This window comes from Burkholderia sp. Ac-20344 (assembly GCF_017104975.1).
Classification (GTDB): domain Bacteria; phylum Pseudomonadota; class Gammaproteobacteria; order Burkholderiales; family Burkholderiaceae; genus Burkholderia.
Window position 1 is genome coordinate 44,887 of sequence record NZ_JAAGPP010000033.1, and the last position, 16,723, is coordinate 61,609.

The following is a 16,723-nucleotide window of genomic DNA, read 5'->3' on the forward strand; positions in this document are numbered from 1 at the left end:
AAGGGAACACACCAACGATGGCAAAGATCTTCTGCGTTGCGAACCAGAAGGGGGGCGTCGGCAAGACGACGACATCGGTCAATCTCGCCGCGAGCCTTGCAGCGCAGGAGCAACGAGTCCTGCTGATCGATCTCGACCCGCAGGGTAACGCGACGATGGGCAGCGGGATCGACAAGGCTGCTTGCGAAGCGACCGTGTACGAAGTGCTGGTCGACGGCGTGTCGGTGGTCGACGCGCGCATCCGCCCGGATGGCGTCACCTACGACGTGCTGCCCGCGAACCGCGAGCTGTCCGGTGCGGAGATCGAACTGATCAGCATCGACAATCGCGAGCGCCGGCTGAAGGCGGCGCTCGAGCGCGTGACCGACGACTACGATTTCGTGCTGATCGATTGCCCGCCGACGCTGTCGCTGCTGACGCTGAACGGGCTGTGCGCGGCGCATGGCGTCGTGATCCCGATGCAGTGTGAGTACTTCGCACTGGAAGGGTTGTCGGACCTCGTCAACACGATCAAGCAGGTTCACGCGAACATGAACCGCGACCTGAAGATCATCGGCTTGCTGCGCGTGATGTTCGATCCGCGCATCACGCTGCAGCAGCAAGTCTCCGATCAACTGAAAGCGCACTTCGGCGACAAGGTGTTCGACGCGGTGATTCCGCGTAACGTGCGCCTGGCGGAAGCGCCGAGTTACGGGCTGCCGGGCGTCGTGTTCGACCGCAGCTCGCGCGGTGCGCAAGCGTATCTCCAGTTCGGTGCCGAGATGATCGAGCGCGTTCGCGCGTTCGAGGTGTCGTGATCCGGACATGAGCGAAGCGAGGAAGAAAGACATGAACGCGGTACCAAAGAAGAAGGGCTTGGGACGTGGCCTCGAAGCGCTGCTTGGCGGCAGTGCCGATATCACCGAAGCGGTGAAGATCGATGGGGCGCCGAACACGCTCGCGCTCGGTAAGCTGCAGGCCGGCAAGTACCAGCCGCGGACGCGGATGGACGAAGGCAGCCTGCAGGAGCTCGCGGTGAGCATTCGCGCACAGGGCGTGATGCAGCCGATCCTGGTACGGCCTATTTCATCAGACAAATACGAGATCATCGCGGGCGAGCGCCGTTTCCGCGCGGCGCGCCTGGCGGGCCTCGATGAAGTGCCGGTGCTCGTGAAGGACGTGTCGGATCAAGCCGCCGCGGCGATGGCGCTGATCGAGAACATCCAGCGCGAGGACCTGAACCCGCTTGAAGAAGCGCACGGTATCCAGCGCTTGCTCGACGAGTTCGGTTTCACGCACGAACAGGCGGCCGAATCGGTCGGCCGTTCGCGCAGCGCGGTGTCGAACCTGCTGCGCCTGCTGAACCTGGCTTCGCCGGTGCAGACAATGCTGCTGGCCGGCGATCTCGACATGGGGCACGCGCGCGCGCTGCTCGCCGTCGATGCGGCCACGCAGATCACGCTCGCTCATCAGGTCGTCAACAAGCGCATGTCGGTGCGCGAGACCGAGAAGCTCGTTACGCATACGACGAAGGAAGCGCCGGCCGTGAAAGCGCGCGCGAAGGACGACGGCGGCCGCGATACGCGCCGTCTCGAGGAGGAGTTGTCCGACCTGCTCGCGTCGACGGTGAAGATCAAGCTTGGCCGCCGCGGGCGAGGGCAGGTGACGATCGACTTCGGCAACCTCGACGCGCTCGAGGGCATTCTCGTGCGGCTGCGCGGCAACGTGGCAACCGAAGAGTAACGGGCGGAACATGGAGGAGAGGGGAGCGCCAGCGCCGCGCCGGTGGCTGGGATGGCTTGCGCAGGAGCCCGTGCTATCGGTGCTGGCAGTTGGCCTGATTCTGCTGCAATGGGTGCGTCCGCAACCATTTTCCGTATTGGCCGATCGCGTCGACTGGCAGACGGTCGCGACGCTCGCGGGCCTGCTGATGCTGACCAAGGCACTCGAATTGTCCGGCTGCCTGATGTGGCTCGCGCACCGCATCGTGCATCACGTGCATTCCGAACGCGGGCTCGCGATGCTGCTCGTCGGATTCGCCGCGGTGCTGTCGATGTGGCTCACCAACGACGTCGCGCTGTTCGTCGTCGTGCCGTTGATGGTGTCGCTGCGTGCGCTGACGCCGCTGCCGTTCCGGCGGCTCGTGATCGTCGTCGCACTGGCCGTCAACGCGGGGTCCGTCGCGACGCCGCTCGGCAATCCCCAGAATCTTTTCCTGTGGCAATTGAGCGGCGTGTCGTTCGGCCGCTTCGTGGTCGCGCTCGGGCCGCTCGCGCTCGCACTGATGGCGCTGCTGCTCGTGCTGACCGCGTGCGCGTTTCGCGCGAAGCCGCTCGACCTGTCCAGCGACGTCGTCGCCATTCCCGTACAACGCATGCACGCGCTGATCGCGGCGGTGCTGTTCGCGGCCTTCGTGCTGCTTGCCGACGCGCACCATCCGCTGCCGGGCCTGGTTGCCGTCGCGATCGTGCTGCTCGCCGTCAAACGTGACGCAGTCCTGAAGATCGACTGGCTGTTGCTGCTGATCTTCGTGCTGATGTTCGTCGTGCTGCGCAGTGCGGCTGCGCTGCCCGTCATCCATGACGCGATTGCGAATGCGCGTCTCGATTCACCGCTGCGCATTTTCGCAGCGGGTGCCGTACTGTCGCAGGGTATCAGCAACGTGCCAGCCGCGATCCTGCTGTCGGAGTTCACGCGTGACTGGCGCGCGCTCGCGTTCGGCGTATCGGTCGGCGGTTTCGGTTTTGCGATCGGCTCGCTGGCGAACCTGATCGCGGTGCGTCTCGCGAAGGAGCCGCGCATGTGGCTGCCGTTCCACCTGGTCTCGATTCCGTTCGCGCTCGCGAGCGCGGCACTCGGTGCGTGGTTGCTCGTTCACGGTTGAGCGATGCGGGTGCGTGTGGCACAGGCGTGCCATTCGGATGGCGGGGAGGGTGCACAGCATTCGCGCCGGTTGCGGGGCTGTTGATAAGTGCGGCAATCCACAGTCGATCGACTGTGGTGGCGCGACAACTGATTGGATGATCCGATGCGTCAGCGTCGGTCCGGATTTCGCGCATCCGATGGGGCTGGGTGGCCACAGTGTTTTGCCTGTCCGGCGCAGCGCGCGGCGCGCGAGCCTGGAGTCCCGTCACAGCGTGGATGCTGGGTGGCGTTCGTGCTGCCCCGCCAGCGCCCGCACCGGGCATCGTTTCCTCGCCATTCCCTCATCGCCGGACTTTTTCGAGCAAGAAATGCCGGTGCAGAAAAGCGACCTTACAACTGTCATCGTACGTCGTCGAATCGCGTGTTTTTTCACATGATGAGGCGTCGTTTTACGCAGGTTTTTGTCGCGTCTAAAGCCTTGAATCACTTGCAACTATCGCTTACAATCGCCCGGATTTGTTAGCTAGGCACCCCTGAAAGCTTTCGGAAAGCTTGGGGCCGGATTCAAGGATTTTGCGGAAGATTGCGATGGCGGGTCAGGCGCCGGACGACAGGCACGATGATCAGCGTACGCAACGCACCGCTTCAGCGGCCGGCGAGCGGCGCGAATTCGATGATGACTGGGATGCCGAGCAGCAAGATAACAACATCGTTCCGCTCACACGGGCAGAAGCCGAAAAGCTGTTCGGCCCGGACGTGAGCAAGCCCTCGCGCGTGACCCCCTATAAGGTGGTATTCGCGCAAGTGGTTCTGTCCCTGGTTGCAACGCTGGCGTGGTGGCTGTTTTCGAAGTCGCCGGGTGCCGCTGCGCAATCCGCGTTTCTGGGCGGAGCGATTGGCTGGGTGCCCAGTGCGTTGTTCGTGGCACGACTGAAGGCAGGTGGCTCGGCCACCGTGATGAGCTGGGTGATGGGTGAAGCCCTGAAGCTCGGCCTGACGATCGGGATGTTCGCAGCAGTGGCGTTCGGCTGGTCCGGCGTGCACTGGGTGCCGTTCCTCGTCACGTACCTCGTCGTGCTGAAGACGTACTGGATCGCGCTGGCCTGGCGGTAAGGAACAAGCAGCGTGCGGTTTCGACAACGAACCGCACCGGCCCGTTCCCGCAATAGCGTGTTGCGGAACTGGCAAAACGATTTTCGACAATTTGGGTGGCATTAACGATATGGCAGCTAGCGAAGGCACGCGCGGTCCGGATCCGTCCGAGTACATTGCGCACCACTTGCAGAATTTCTCCACCTCGCATCAGACGTCGATTTTCGACATCCACGTCTGGAATCTCGACACGCTGTTCTGGTCGATCGTCTGCGGCATCGTGACGATCCTCGTGCTGCGTCTGGCCGCCCGCAAGGCGACGTCGGGCGTGCCGGGCCGTTTCCAGTGCGCGATCGAGATGCTCGTCGAGATGGTCGAAGACCAATCGAAGGCCATCGTTCACGGCAATCGTACCTTCATCGCTCCGCTCGCGCTCACGGTGTTCGTGTGGGTCGCGCTGATGAACTCCCTCGACTTCCTCCCGGTCGACCTGCCGGGCCGCGTGATCGGCCTGCTCGGTCTGTCGGACGTGATTTCCCACCATCGCATCGTCCCGACGGCCGACCTGAACGGTACGCTCGGCATCGCGCTCGGCGTGTTCGTCCTGATGATCTACTACAGCATCAAGATCAAGGGCGCGGGCGGCTTTGTGCATGAGCTGCTGTCGGCCCCGTTTGGCGCCCACCCGCTGCTGTGGATCCCGAACCTCGCGCTCAACATCGTCGAATATCTCGCGAAGACCGTCTCTCTCGGTATGCGGTTGTTTGGCAACATGTACGCGGGTGAGCTGTTGTTCCTGTTGATCGCCCTGCTCGGCAGCATGTGGAGCTTCGGTGGCGACGCAACGTTCCTCGGCTTCGTTGGCCACGTGATCGCGGGCAGCGTCTGGGCAATCTTCCACATCCTGATTGTTCTGTTGCAGGCATTCATTTTCATGATGCTGACGCTGGTGTATCTCGGCCAGGCGCACGACAAGCACTAAGCGCGGCGTGCAAGAAAGAGTCTTCGTTTTAGTTTTTTAAATCTCAGTTCCAAGTCTTTTCACAAAGGAGTGATCATGCAAGCTTACATCGCCAACATCCAGGGTCTGACCGCCATCGGTATCGGCATCATCATCGGCCTGGGTGCAATCGGCGCCTGTATCGGTATCGCGCTGATGGGTGGTAAGTACATCGAAGCCTGCGCACGTCAGCCGGAACTCATCAACCCGCTGCAAACGAAGATGTTCCTGCTGGCTGGTCTGATCGACGCGGCATTCCTGATCGGCGTGGGTGTTGCAATGCTGTTCGCGTTCGCGAACCCGCTCCTGTCGAAGCTCGTCGCAGGCTAAGGTTCCTCGGAAATATGCGTCCGGCGTGAGCCGGCGCAGGGCGGAACGGAGACTTGGGGCGCTGATCGAATGCAACTCGATGAGCGCCTTACCGTTTCATTTTTCCGGAATAGCAGATAAGGAAACACCGTGAATCTCAACGCAACTCTGTTTGCGCAAATGGTCGTGTTCCTGGTCCTCGCGTGGTTCACGATGAAATTCGTGTGGCCGCCGTTGATCAACGCCCTCGACGAACGTTCGAAGAAGATCGCCGACGGCCTCGCCGCCGCCGAGAAGGGCAAGGCAGAACTCGACGCAGCGCACAAGCGCGTGGACCAGGAACTCGCGCAGGCCCGCAATGACGGCCAGCAGCGCATCGCCGACGCTGAAAAGCGTGCCCAGGCGGTCGCCGAGGAAATCAAGGCCAACGCCCAGGCTGAAGCCGCCCGCATCGTCGCCCAGGCGAAGGCGGAAGCAGAACAGCAAATCGTGAAGGCGCGCGAAGCGCTGCGTGGCGAAGTCGCTACGCTGGCCGTGAAGGGCGCCGAGCAGATCCTGAAGCGCGAAGTCGATCAAACGGCCCACGCCCAACTGCTGAATCAACTGAAAGCCGAGCTCTGATCATGGCCGAACTTGCAACCATCGCCCGCCCTTACGCAGAAGCGCTGTTCCGCGTGGCCGAGGGCGGTGACATCGCCGCCTGGTCCACGCTCGTGCAAGAGCTGGCCCAGGTTGCGCGTCTGCCGGAAGTCCTGTCGGTCGCGTCGAGCCCGAAGGTGACGCGCACGCAAGTAGCCGAGTTGCTGCTTGCTGCGGCCAAGTCGCCGCTCGCGGCCGGCGCCGAAGCGAAGAACTTCGTGCAGATGCTGGTCGACAATCATCGCATCGCGCTGCTGCCGGAAATCGCCGAGCAGTTCGAGGCGCTCAAGAACGAACGTGAAGGTGCAGCCGACGCCGAGATCGTGAGCGCGTTCCCGCTGAACGGCGCGGATCTCGAGAGTCTCGTCTCGGGCCTCGAACGCAAGTTCAAGCGCAAGCTGAAACCGACGGTCGAAGTCGATTCGTCGCTGATCGGCGGCGTGCGCGTGACGGTCGGCGACGAAGTGCTCGACACCTCGGTTCGCGCGCGCCTCGCATCGATGCAGGCTGCCTTGACCGCCTGAGCGCCACGCCGGCACGCAACAGAATTGACTATCAGGAGCGAATAATGCAACTCAATCCCTCTGAGATCAGCGAGCTGATCAAGAGCCGGATCCAGGGCCTTGAAGCGAGCGCAGACGTTCGCAACCAGGGCACCGTGATCTCCGTGACCGACGGTATCGTGCGCATCCACGGCCTGTCGGACGTGATGCAGGGCGAAATGCTCGAGTTTCCGGGCAACACGTTCGGCCTCGCGCTGAACCTCGAGCGCGACTCGGTCGGCGCGGTGATTCTCGGCGAATACGAACACATCTCGGAAGGCGACATCGTCAAGACGACGGGCCGCATTCTCGAAGTCCCGGTTGGTCCGGAACTCGTCGGCCGTGTGGTCGATGCGCTCGGCAACCCGATCGACGGCAAGGGCCCGGTCAACGCGAAGCTGACCGACGCGATCGAAAAGATCGCCCCGGGCGTGATCTGGCGTAAGTCGGTGTCGCAGCCGGTGCAGACGGGCATCAAGTCGATCGACGCGATGGTGCCGATCGGCCGTGGCCAGCGTGAGCTGATCATCGGCGACCGTCAGTGCGGCAAGACCGCAGTGGCGCTCGACGCGATCATCAACCAGAAGGGCAAGGACCTGATCTGTATCTACGTCGCGATCGGCCAGAAGGCTTCGTCGATCATGAACGTGGTTCGCAAGCTCGAAGAAACGGGCGCGATGGAATACACGATCGTCGTCGCCGCTTCGGCTTCGGATTCGGCAGCGATGCAGTACCTCGCACCGTACGCCGGCTGCACGATGGGCGAATACTTCCGCGACCGCGGCCAAGACGCGCTGATCATCTATGACGACTTGACCAAGCAGGCTTGGGCATACCGTCAGATCTCGCTGCTGCTGCGCCGCCCGCCGGGCCGTGAAGCGTACCCGGGCGACGTGTTCTATCTCCACTCGCGTCTGCTCGAGCGTGCTGCCCGCGTGTCGGAAGAGTACGTCGAGAAGTTCACGAACGGTGAAGTGAAGGGCAAGAGCGGTTCGCTGACGGCACTGCCGGTCATCGAAACGCAGGCTGGCGACGTGACCGCGTTCGTTCCGACGAACGTGATCTCGATTACCGACGGCCAGATCTTCCTGGAAACCGACCTGTTCAACGCAGGCATCCGCCCGGCAATCAACGCCGGCGTGTCGGTGTCGCGAGTCGGTGGCGCCGCTCAGACGAAGGTCGTGAAGAAGCTGTCGGGCGGTATCCGTACCGACCTCGCGCAGTACCGTGAACTGGCAGCATTCGCGCAGTTCGCATCGGACCTCGACGAAGCGACCCGCAAGCAGCTCGAGCGTGGCCGCCGCGTGACGGAACTGCTGAAGCAGCCGCAGTACCAGCCGCTGCAGGTGTGGGAACTGGCCGTGTCGCTGTACGCCGCAAACAACGGCTACCTCGACGACCTCGATGTCAAGCAAGTGCTGTCGTTCGAGAAGGGCCTGCGCGAAAACCTGAAGACCAGCCACGCTGACCTCATCAAGCGCATCGAAGACACCAAGGATCTCTCGAAGGACGACGAAGGCGCACTGCGCTCGGCGATCGAATCCTTCAAGAAGTCCGGTGCCTATTGATCCGCGAGTGACACACTGAGGCCGCGCGGGTGCTGATGCACCCGCGCCGCTTCGGTGAGCGATGCATGAGCCCCGAGTAAAGCGCTAAAGCGCTAACTCGGGGCGCAAAGGAGCAAGCTATGGCTGGAATGAAGGAAATTCGCGGCAAGATCAAGAGCGTGCAGAACACGCGCAAGATCACGAAGGCGATGGAGATGGTGGCCGCATCGAAGATGCGTCGCGCGCAGGAACGCATGCGCGCCGCTCGTCCGTATGCGGACAAGGTCCGTGCCATCGCCGCGCACATGAGCCGCGCGAACCCGGAGTACCGCCACCCGTTCATGGTGGCGAACGAAGGCGCGAAGACGGCCGGCATCATCCTCGTCACGACGGACAAGGGTCTGTGCGGTGGTCTGAACACCAACGTGCTGCGTGCGACGGTGCAGAAGTTCAAGGAGCTGGAAGAGAAGGGCCAGAAGGTCGAAGCTACCGCGATCGGTAGCAAGGGCCTCGGGTTCCTGAACCGCTTCGGCGCGAAGGTGATGTCGCAGGTCGTGCACCTCGGCGACACCCCGCATCTGGACAAGCTGATCGGCGCCGTGAAGACGCAGCTCGATCTGTACTCGGAAGGCAAGCTGTCGGCGGTTTATATCGCTTACACGCGCTTCGTCAACACGATGAAGCAGGAAGCCGTGATCGAGCAGCTGCTGCCGCTGTCGTCGGAACACTTCGAAGCCGATGACGGTACGCCGGCCACGTCGTGGGACTACATCTACGAGCCGGACGCGCAGGCAGTCGTCGACGAACTGCTCGTGCGTTACGTCGAGGCGCTGGTGTACCAGGCCGTCGCGGAAAACATGGCGTCCGAGCAATCGGCGCGCATGGTCGCGATGAAGGCCGCGTCCGACAACGCGAAGACGGTGATCAGCGAACTGCAGCTCGTGTACAACAAGAGCCGTCAGGCCGCGATCACGAAAGAACTGTCGGAGATCGTCGGCGGCGCAGCCGCTGTTTAAGCGCGCGCCCGGGACGACAACTGCGCCTTTGCGCGAGTAAAGAATCAGGTATTTAAAGGAAAAGCGATGAGTACTGCTGCTTTGGTAGAAGGCAAGATCGTACAGTGCATCGGCGCCGTTATCGACGTGGAATTCCCGCGCGACAGCATGCCGAAGATCTACGACGCGCTCATTCTCGATGGCTCGGAACTGACGCTCGAAGTCCAGCAGCAGCTGGGCGACGGCGTGGTCCGTACCATTTGTCTGGGTGCATCCGACGGCCTGCGCCGCGGTCTGACCGTGAAGAACACGGCTAAGCCGATCTCGGTGCCGGTCGGCAAGCCGACCCTCGGCCGGATCATGGACGTGCTCGGCCGTCCGATCGACGAAGCGGGCCCGATCGAAAGCGAAACGACGCGTTCGATCCACCAGAAGGCTCCGGCGTTCGACGAACTGTCGCCGTCGACCGAACTGCTCGAAACGGGTATCAAGGTCATCGACCTGATCTGCCCGTTCGCAAAGGGCGGCAAGGTTGGCCTGTTCGGCGGTGCTGGCGTGGGCAAGACCGTCAACATGATGGAGCTCATCAACAACATCGCGAAGGAACACGGCGGTTACTCCGTGTTCGCGGGCGTGGGCGAGCGTACCCGTGAAGGGAACGACTTCTACCACGAAATGAAGGACTCGAACGTTCTCGACAAGGTCGCGCTGGTGTACGGCCAGATGAACGAGCCGCCGGGCAACCGTCTGCGCGTCGCGCTGACCGGCCTGACGATGGCCGAGCACTTCCGTGACGAAGGCCTCGACGTGCTGTTCTTCGTCGACAACATCTACCGTTTCACGCTGGCCGGTACCGAAGTGTCGGCACTGCTCGGCCGTATGCCGTCGGCAGTGGGCTATCAGCCGACGCTGGCTGAAGAAATGGGCAAGCTGCAAGAGCGCATCACGTCGACCAAGAAGGGCTCGATTACGTCGGTCCAGGCCGTGTACGTCCCTGCGGACGACTTGACCGACCCGTCGCCGGCTACGACCTTCGGCCACCTGGACGCAACCGTCGTTCTGTCGCGTGACATCGCTTCGCTGGGTATCTACCCGGCGGTCGACCCGCTCGACTCGACGTCGCGCCAGATCGACCCGAACGTGATCGGTGAGGAGCACTACTCGATCACCCGTCGCGTTCAGCAGACGCTGCAGCGCTACAAGGAACTGCGCGACATCATCGCGATTCTGGGCATGGACGAACTGTCGCCGGAAGACAAGCTGTCGGTCGCGCGCGCGCGTAAGATCCAGCGTTTCCTGTCGCAGCCGTTCCACGTTGCTGAAGTGTTCACGGGCTCGCCGGGCAAGTACGTGCCGCTGAAGGAAACGATCCGCGGCTTCAAGATGATCGTCGACGGCGAGTGCGACCACCTGCCGGAACAGGCGTTCTACATGGTCGGCACGATCGACGAAGCCTTCGAAAAGGCCAAGAAGATCTCGTAAGGGGCGGGCGTAACGCAACGGGCGCCGTTGGCTGTTGATTCTCCTATGGCACTAGCGATAGGAGACACGGCGCCCACGCAACACGCTCAACCCGCCGTGCATGGGATCGGAGTAAGCGCGCAAGTGTCCGCTCCGATCGACCGCCGCGAGGAAAGAGTAAGCGCTGAAGCGCCAACTCTTTCCAAGCGCGGCATGGGACGGGAGTAAGCGTTAAAGCGCCAACTCCCGTCGGCAGGAGTCGATATGGCAACCATCAAAGTAGACGTCGTCAGCGCGGAAGAGCAGATCTTCTCGGGCGAGGCGAAATTCGTCGCGCTGCCGGGCGAAACGGGTGAGCTGGGCATTCTGCCGGGTCACACGCCGCTGATCACGCGGATTCGTCCGGGTGCGGTGCGCATCGAAGTCGAGGGCGGCAACGACGAATTCGTGTTCGTCGCGGGCGGCATTCTCGAAGTGCAGCCGGGCGCCGTGACGGTGCTCGCCGATACCGCGATCCGCGGCAAGGACCTCGACGCGGCGAAAGCCGAGGAAGCGCGCAAGCGTGCCGAGGAAACGCTGCAGAACGCGAAGTCGGACCTCGACCTCGCAAAGGCGCAATCCGAGCTCGCGACCGCGATGGCGCAGCTCGAGGCGATCCAGCGTCTGGCGAAGATTCGCAGCCGGCACTGAGCCGCGCCGCGTATCCCGCGAAAGAAAGCAGCCTTCGGGCTGCTTTTTTTTCAACCGTCGTTTTCGTCTGGTTTTTTTGCGGGCCGGATCGTATCGTCCGGTCGTGCTATTTCGTCCGTCCGCCGTGATTTGATGTCAGAGTGTCGTCAGCGGCACGCGGCATCATGCAGGCAGAGGCGGTCCGCCGCGATCGCGGCGGAGCAGGCGCGCGTGAGCCGCGTGCCGGGCCGATCAGACAAAAACGGACGGAGACATCGATGGCAGCAGACCTTGACGTGGGGGCGCTGATCGCGCCCGAAAACGGATTGTCGTACGTGCGCGGCACGACCGACGTGCCGCTCTCCGAAGCGACGATCGGCCGGTTCCTGCACGACACGGCCGGACGCTTTCCCGATCGCCCGGCCGTCGTGTTCCGCGAGCAGCAGGTGCGCTGGACCTGGCGCGAGTTCGCGAACGAAGTCGACGTGCTCGCGGCCGGTCTCGCCGCGCTGGGCATCGTGAAGGGCGAGCGCGTCGGCATCTGGTCGCCGAACCGCAGCGAATGGCTGCTCACGCAGTTCGCGACCGCGCGGATCGGCGCGGTGCTCGTCAACATCAATCCGGCCTACCGGCTCGCGGAACTCGAATACGCGCTGAACAAGGTCGGCTGCAAGGCCGTGATCGCCGCCGAGCGCTTCAAGACGTCCGCGTACGTCGAGATGCTGCAGACCATTGCACCGGAGCTCGCGACCGCGACGCCGGGCGACCTGCACGCGGCGCGCGTGCCGAGCCTGCGCACGGTCGTGTCGATGGGCGACGTCGCGCCGGCCGGCATGTTCCGCTTCGCGGACGTGATGGCGCGCGGCCGCGATACGCTCGACGTCGCGCGGCTCGATGCGATCGGCGCGACGCTCGCGGCCACCGATCCGATCAACATCCAGTTCACGAGCGGCACGACCGGCAGCCCGAAGGGCGCGACGCTCACGCACAGCAACGTCGTCAACAACGCGCGCTTCATCGCGATGGCGATGCGGTTCAGCGAGCAGGACGCGCTGTGCATCCCGGTGCCGCTGTATCACTGCTTCGGGATGGTGCTGGCCGTGCTCGCGTGCATATCGAAGGGCGCGGCGATGGTGTTCCCCGGCGAGGCGTTCGACCCGGTCGCGACGCTCGCGGCTGTGGCCGACGAGCGCTGCACCGCGCTACATGGCGTGCCGACGATGTTCATCGCGGAGCTCGATCATCCCGAGTTCCCGAAATTCGACCTGTCGACGCTGCGCACCGGGATCATGGCCGGCTCGCCGTGCCCGATCGAGACGATGAAGCGCGTGGTGTCGCAGATGCACCTGTCGGAGATCACGATCGCGTATGGGATGACGGAGACGAGCCCCGTGTCGTTCCAGAGCTCGACCGACGATCCGCTCGAGAAGCGCACGACGACGGTCGGGCGCATCCAGCCGCATCTGGAAGTGAAGGTCGTCGATCCGAGCGGCGGCATCGTGCCGGTCGGCGCAACGGGCGAGCTGTGCACGAAGGGGTATTCGGTGATGCTCGGCTACTGGGACGACGACGCGAAGACGCGCGAGGTGCTGGTGGACGGCTGGATGCATACGGGCGACCTCGCGACGCTCGATGCGGACGGCTACTGCAACATCGTCGGCCGGCTGAAGGACATGGTGATTCGCGGTGGCGAGAACGTCTATCCGCGCGAGATCGAGGAATTCCTGTTTCGGCATCCGAAGATCCAGAGCGCACAGGTATTCGGCGTGCCCGATGCGAAGTACGGCGAGGAGCTGTGCGCGTGGATCGTGCTGCGCGCGGACGAGCAGATGACCGAGGACGACGTGCGTGCGTTCTGCTCCGGGCAGATCGCGCACTACAAGATTCCGCGCTACATTCGCTTCGTCGACGAGCTGCCGATGACGGTGACGGGCAAGGTACAGAAGTTCGTGATGCGCGACCGGATGATCGAGGAGCTAAAGCTCGACGTGCAGAAGACCGCGTAGCGCGGCATGAAGGCGGGAAAAACGCGGCGGCCTGCGGGCCGTTGCGTTTTCGATGGACGAAAAAAAGCGGGCTTATTAGCCCGCTAAAAACCACACGCTACGGGGTTAGCGCGAGGAGACCAAAGATGAAACCGAGTCCGGCGGGGGGCCGGAAACGACTCCAACAGGGATGCCCCTCGGAAGGGCTTCGGTACGTGACCGACTGGCTCGCAGCGCTTCGCGTCCGCTCACACTTGGCACACGAGACCGCATCCGTGTTGAAACCGTTGAGGCCATTGTGGGCGAATTAATGACCCCTCGCGGTAACAAAGTGTTTCAGGTTGTAACGCCCGCCAGATAAGGCTTTCCGGGATTTTTTGCTGTTTTTGAGGGGGCGGGAAAGGTCATTTTTACCCATATTTTCCGCAACGTTTTCAGCGCATGCGCATGATGCGTTTTTCATGCGTATCAGGCTCGACGAACCGCCGATTTGCACGCGAGAAAATGCGCGGTTCGGCCAATACCGCGTATGTCGATTCATTCGTCAGAAAGATTTTGAAACGTGATTGGCATGCGCGGAAGTTGGCCGTTCGGCCAATTTCGGGGCTTCGGGCCGATTTTGCCGGCGCCGGCACGTTGCGTCGAAGTGTAACGGCGGCGCGTCGGCCGCCGCCGCGCCGCAACTTTCGCGGGCGTGGCCGCGAGGTCGGTGCCCGCTATCGGCCGCCGCGCGCGAGCCCGCTTACTTCAGCCATTTGTCCGAAATTGCCTGGTATTCGCCGGTCGACAGCGCGAGATGCAGCCACTGGTCGACATACTGCTGGAACGCAACGTCGCCGCGCGGCACCATGTACGCCTTCTCGCCGAACTGGAACGGCTTGTCCGGATGCACCGAGCACAGGCCCGGATTCAGCTTTTGCTGCAGTTGCGTCTCGGACGCATCCGTCACCATCACGTCCGCCTTGCCCGCGAGGATCTGCTTGAAGATCGTTACGTTGTCCGGATAGACCGTGAGGTTCGCGTGCGTGAAATACTGCTTCGCGAAACGCTCGTTGGTGCCGCCCGGGTTCACGATCACGCGCGTTTCCGGCCGGTCGATCTGCGCGATGGTCTGGTATTTGTCGGCGTCCGCGCAGCGCACGATCGGCGTCTTGCCGTCCACGACGTACGGCTGCGTGAAGAACACGCGCTTCTGGCGCTCGAGCGTCGTCGAGACGCCGCCCACCGCGATGTCGCATTTCGCGACGAAGTCGCCGGTCAGGTTCGGCCAGCTCGTCTTCACGTAGTCGGTCTTCACGCCGAGCGACTTTGCGAGCGCTTCGGCCATGTCGATGTCGATGCCCTCGAAATGGCCGTCCGCACGGTAGTACGAATACGGCTTGTAGTCGCCTGTCGTACAGACGCGCAGCGTGCCGCGCGCGAGCACGTCGTCGAGCCGCGAGCCGGCGCCCGGTGCGGTGGCTGCTGCGGCTGCACCGGTCTGCGCATGCGCGGCGGCGCAGCAAAGCCATGCGGCCATGGCGAGCGTGGCGAATGTCTTCATCGGTCTCCTCCTTCGTTTCGTTCGATATGAGCGTCCGATCATAACGGAGCCATCGCGCGCGTCATATGGCCGCCATCGCGTCGGCATACGCAGCCTCGTGGCGGCTGTCCGGTAAAATGCCGCTTTGCCTTCGCATCGTCGCTCCTACCGTGGCCCATACCCTGCTCAACGACACCTTCCTGCGTGCGCTTCTGCGCGAGCCGACCGACTACACGCCGATCTGGCTGATGCGCCAGGCCGGCCGCTACCTGCCCGAATACAACGCGACGCGTGCGCGCGCCGGCAGCTTCCTCGGTCTCGCGAAGAATCCCGACTACGCGACCGAGGTGACGCTGCAGCCGCTCGAGCGCTTCCCGCTCGACGCCGCGATCCTGTTCTCGGACATCCTGACGATTCCGGACGCGATGGGGCTCGGCCTCGACTTCCAGGTCGGCGAAGGGCCGAAGTTCGCGCATCCGGTGCGTACCGAGGCCGACGTCGCGAAGCTCGCGGTGCCGGACATCGAGGAAACGCTCGGCTACGTGACGGGCGCCGTGCGCGAGATCCGCCGTGCGCTCACCGACGGCCAGGGCCGCCAGCGCGTGCCGCTGATCGGCTTTTCGGGCAGCCCGTGGACGCTCGCGTGCTACATGGTCGAAGGCGGTGGGTCGGACGATTTCCGCACGGTGAAGTCGATGGCGTATTCGCGCCCCGACCTGATGCACCGGATCCTCGACGTGAACGCGCAGGCGGTGGCCGCGTACCTGAACGCACAGATCGAAGCGGGCGCCCAGGCCGTGATGATCTTCGATACGTGGGGCGGCGCGCTGGCGGACGGCGCGTACCAGCGCTTCTCGCTGGACTACATCCGCCGCGTGGTCTCGCAGCTCAAGCGCGAGCACGACGGCGAGCGCGTGCCGGTGATCACGTTCACGAAGGGCGGCGGGCTGTGGCTCGAGGAGATCGCGGCGACCGGCGTCGACGCGGTCGGGCTCGACTGGACGGTCAACCTCGGCGCCGCCCGCGAGCGCGTCGCAGGGCGGGTCGCGCTGCAGGGCAACCTCGACCCGACGATCCTGTTTGCGCCGCCCGCGGCGGTGCGCGAACAGGCGCGCGCGGTGCTCGACAGCTACGGCAACCATCCGGGCCATGTCTTCAACCTCGGGCACGGCATTTCGCAATTCACGTCGCCCGATCACGTCGCCGAACTCGTCGACGAGGTGCATCGCCATAGCCGCGCGATCCGTAGCGGAGCCGCCGGCTGAACGCAAGCGCTGTCATGCTGCACTGCGGCGTGACAGCGTTTCGTTACCGGCACTAAACAGGGCGCAACCCCGCACCGGTTGCCGATTCAGTGCTTGTCAAGACTTGACTTATACACATTTTCCTCGTTGCAGCGCGGTAGAGCCCTGTATCGGTCAATTTGTCTCGCTATGGTTCGGTAATTTGAATAGCAGCCTTATGGAATAAGGCTCCGCGGGGCACTGCGACAAGTGGTGTAAATCAGCGGAAAGCGCGGCCCTGCGCGCGTTGCGGCCGTCGAGCGGCGAGTTCTCAACAAAGTTATCCACAGGCTGGGCAGGGTATACGGCGATTCCTAATGCGAATCCAAAACTTAGCGCCGAATCTGAAGTTTTACTTTAAGTTTGCTGCCCCGATGAGGGCGCGGATTCCGGCCGTCCATGCCCATGCGGCGCGTGCCGCCGCCGGAACGCGGGGATGAGCGGCACCTATCTGCGCGTCGCGCTCGACCATCCGCTCGCCACGCTGTTCGACTACCGCTGCGACGCGCAACCGGCGCCCGCGCCCGGCACGCTCGTGCAGGTGCCGTTCGGCAAGCGGCAGGCCGTCGGGCTCGTCTGCGAAGTGACGACTCACACCGACGTGCCGCCGTCCCGGCTGCGCGCGATCGACGCGATCTGCACCGACCTGCCGCCGTTGTCGCCGGACTGGCTCGCGCTCGTGTCGTTCGCCGCCGACTACTATCAGCGCGGGCGTGGCGAGGTCGCGCTGCCGGCGCTGCCGCAGGCGCTGCGCGATGCCGGGCGCTGGGGGCGGCTGCTCGCGCCGGAGGTGCGCTACCGGCCGACGGAAGCCGGCCGTGCAGCGCTGCCCGAT

Annotated in this window: 15 protein-coding genes and 1 pseudogene; 15 read left to right on the forward strand and 1 reads right to left on the reverse strand. The window is 63.6% G+C overall.

Annotation, left to right across the window (positions count from 1 at the left end):
* Window positions 1-17 precede the first annotated feature (17 nt).
* The 13 genes from G3N64_RS13405 (at window position 18) to G3N64_RS13465 (ending at window position 13,104) form a co-directional block, all read left to right on the forward strand.
* Entirely contained in the window at window positions 18-797 is a 780-nt protein-coding gene (locus G3N64_RS13405; RefSeq protein WP_205784388.1) for an AAA family ATPase, read from the forward strand.
* Window positions 798-828: 31 nt separating this feature from the next.
* The gene (locus G3N64_RS13410) at window positions 829-1,722 is read left to right on the forward strand and encodes a ParB/RepB/Spo0J family partition protein (RefSeq protein ID WP_205784389.1); all 894 of its coding nucleotides are present in this window, start codon (window positions 829-831) and stop codon (window positions 1,720-1,722) included.
* 10 nt (window positions 1,723-1,732) lie between these two features.
* Window positions 1,733-2,863, forward strand: coding sequence for an SLC13 family permease (locus tag G3N64_RS13415; RefSeq protein ID WP_205784390.1), 1,131 nt, complete (start codon window positions 1,733-1,735; stop codon window positions 2,861-2,863).
* A gap of 569 nt (window positions 2,864-3,432) precedes the next feature.
* The gene (locus tag G3N64_RS13420) at window positions 3,433-3,957 is read left to right on the forward strand and encodes an ATP synthase subunit I (protein WP_205784391.1); all 525 of its coding nucleotides are present in this window, start codon (window positions 3,433-3,435) and stop codon (window positions 3,955-3,957) included.
* A gap of 109 nt (window positions 3,958-4,066) precedes the next feature.
* A complete protein-coding gene (gene atpB, locus G3N64_RS13425) occupies window positions 4,067-4,918 on the forward strand; it encodes a F0F1 ATP synthase subunit A (RefSeq protein WP_011350522.1) in 852 nt (283 codons plus the stop codon).
* A gap of 75 nt (window positions 4,919-4,993) precedes the next feature.
* Entirely contained in the window at window positions 4,994-5,266 is a 273-nt protein-coding gene (gene atpE, locus G3N64_RS13430; protein ID WP_021160442.1) for a F0F1 ATP synthase subunit C, read from the forward strand.
* Window positions 5,267-5,395: 129 nt separating this feature from the next.
* The gene (locus tag G3N64_RS13435; RefSeq protein WP_021160443.1) at window positions 5,396-5,866 is read left to right on the forward strand and encodes a F0F1 ATP synthase subunit B; all 471 of its coding nucleotides are present in this window, start codon (window positions 5,396-5,398) and stop codon (window positions 5,864-5,866) included.
* A 2-nt stretch (window positions 5,867-5,868) separates the two neighbouring features.
* A complete protein-coding gene (locus G3N64_RS13440; protein ID WP_059527953.1) occupies window positions 5,869-6,408 on the forward strand; it encodes a F0F1 ATP synthase subunit delta in 540 nt (179 codons plus the stop codon).
* A gap of 44 nt (window positions 6,409-6,452) precedes the next feature.
* Complete coding sequence (gene atpA, locus G3N64_RS13445; protein WP_021160444.1) at window positions 6,453-7,994, forward strand: F0F1 ATP synthase subunit alpha; 1,542 nt, start codon at window positions 6,453-6,455, stop codon at window positions 7,992-7,994.
* Window positions 7,995-8,113: 119 nt separating this feature from the next.
* A complete protein-coding gene (gene atpG, locus G3N64_RS13450) occupies window positions 8,114-8,989 on the forward strand; it encodes a F0F1 ATP synthase subunit gamma (RefSeq protein WP_043184895.1) in 876 nt (291 codons plus the stop codon).
* A 66-nt stretch (window positions 8,990-9,055) separates the two neighbouring features.
* A complete protein-coding gene (gene atpD, locus G3N64_RS13455) occupies window positions 9,056-10,450 on the forward strand; it encodes a F0F1 ATP synthase subunit beta (protein WP_011350527.1) in 1,395 nt (464 codons plus the stop codon).
* A 243-nt stretch (window positions 10,451-10,693) separates the two neighbouring features.
* Window positions 10,694-11,119, forward strand: coding sequence for a F0F1 ATP synthase subunit epsilon (locus G3N64_RS13460; protein WP_006477288.1), 426 nt, complete (start codon window positions 10,694-10,696; stop codon window positions 11,117-11,119).
* Window positions 11,120-11,376: 257 nt separating this feature from the next.
* Window positions 11,377-13,104: an AMP-binding protein gene (locus G3N64_RS13465; RefSeq protein WP_205784392.1), complete on the forward strand. Its 1,728-nt coding sequence runs from the start codon at window positions 11,377-11,379 to the stop codon at window positions 13,102-13,104.
* A gap of 721 nt (window positions 13,105-13,825) precedes the next feature.
* Here G3N64_RS13465 and G3N64_RS13470 read toward each other — a convergent pair.
* Complete coding sequence (locus tag G3N64_RS13470) at window positions 13,826-14,626, reverse strand: transporter substrate-binding domain-containing protein (protein ID WP_205784393.1); 801 nt, start codon at window positions 14,624-14,626, stop codon at window positions 13,826-13,828.
* Window positions 14,627-14,775: 149 nt separating this feature from the next.
* On the opposite strand from G3N64_RS13470, the gene hemE reads away from it, so the two are divergent.
* Complete coding sequence (gene hemE, locus G3N64_RS13475; protein WP_346778814.1) at window positions 14,776-15,870, forward strand: uroporphyrinogen decarboxylase; 1,095 nt, start codon at window positions 14,776-14,778, stop codon at window positions 15,868-15,870.
* 454 nt (window positions 15,871-16,324) lie between these two features.
* Window positions 16,325-16,723: pseudogene (locus tag G3N64_RS13480) on the forward strand (primosomal protein N'); the annotation flags it as partial.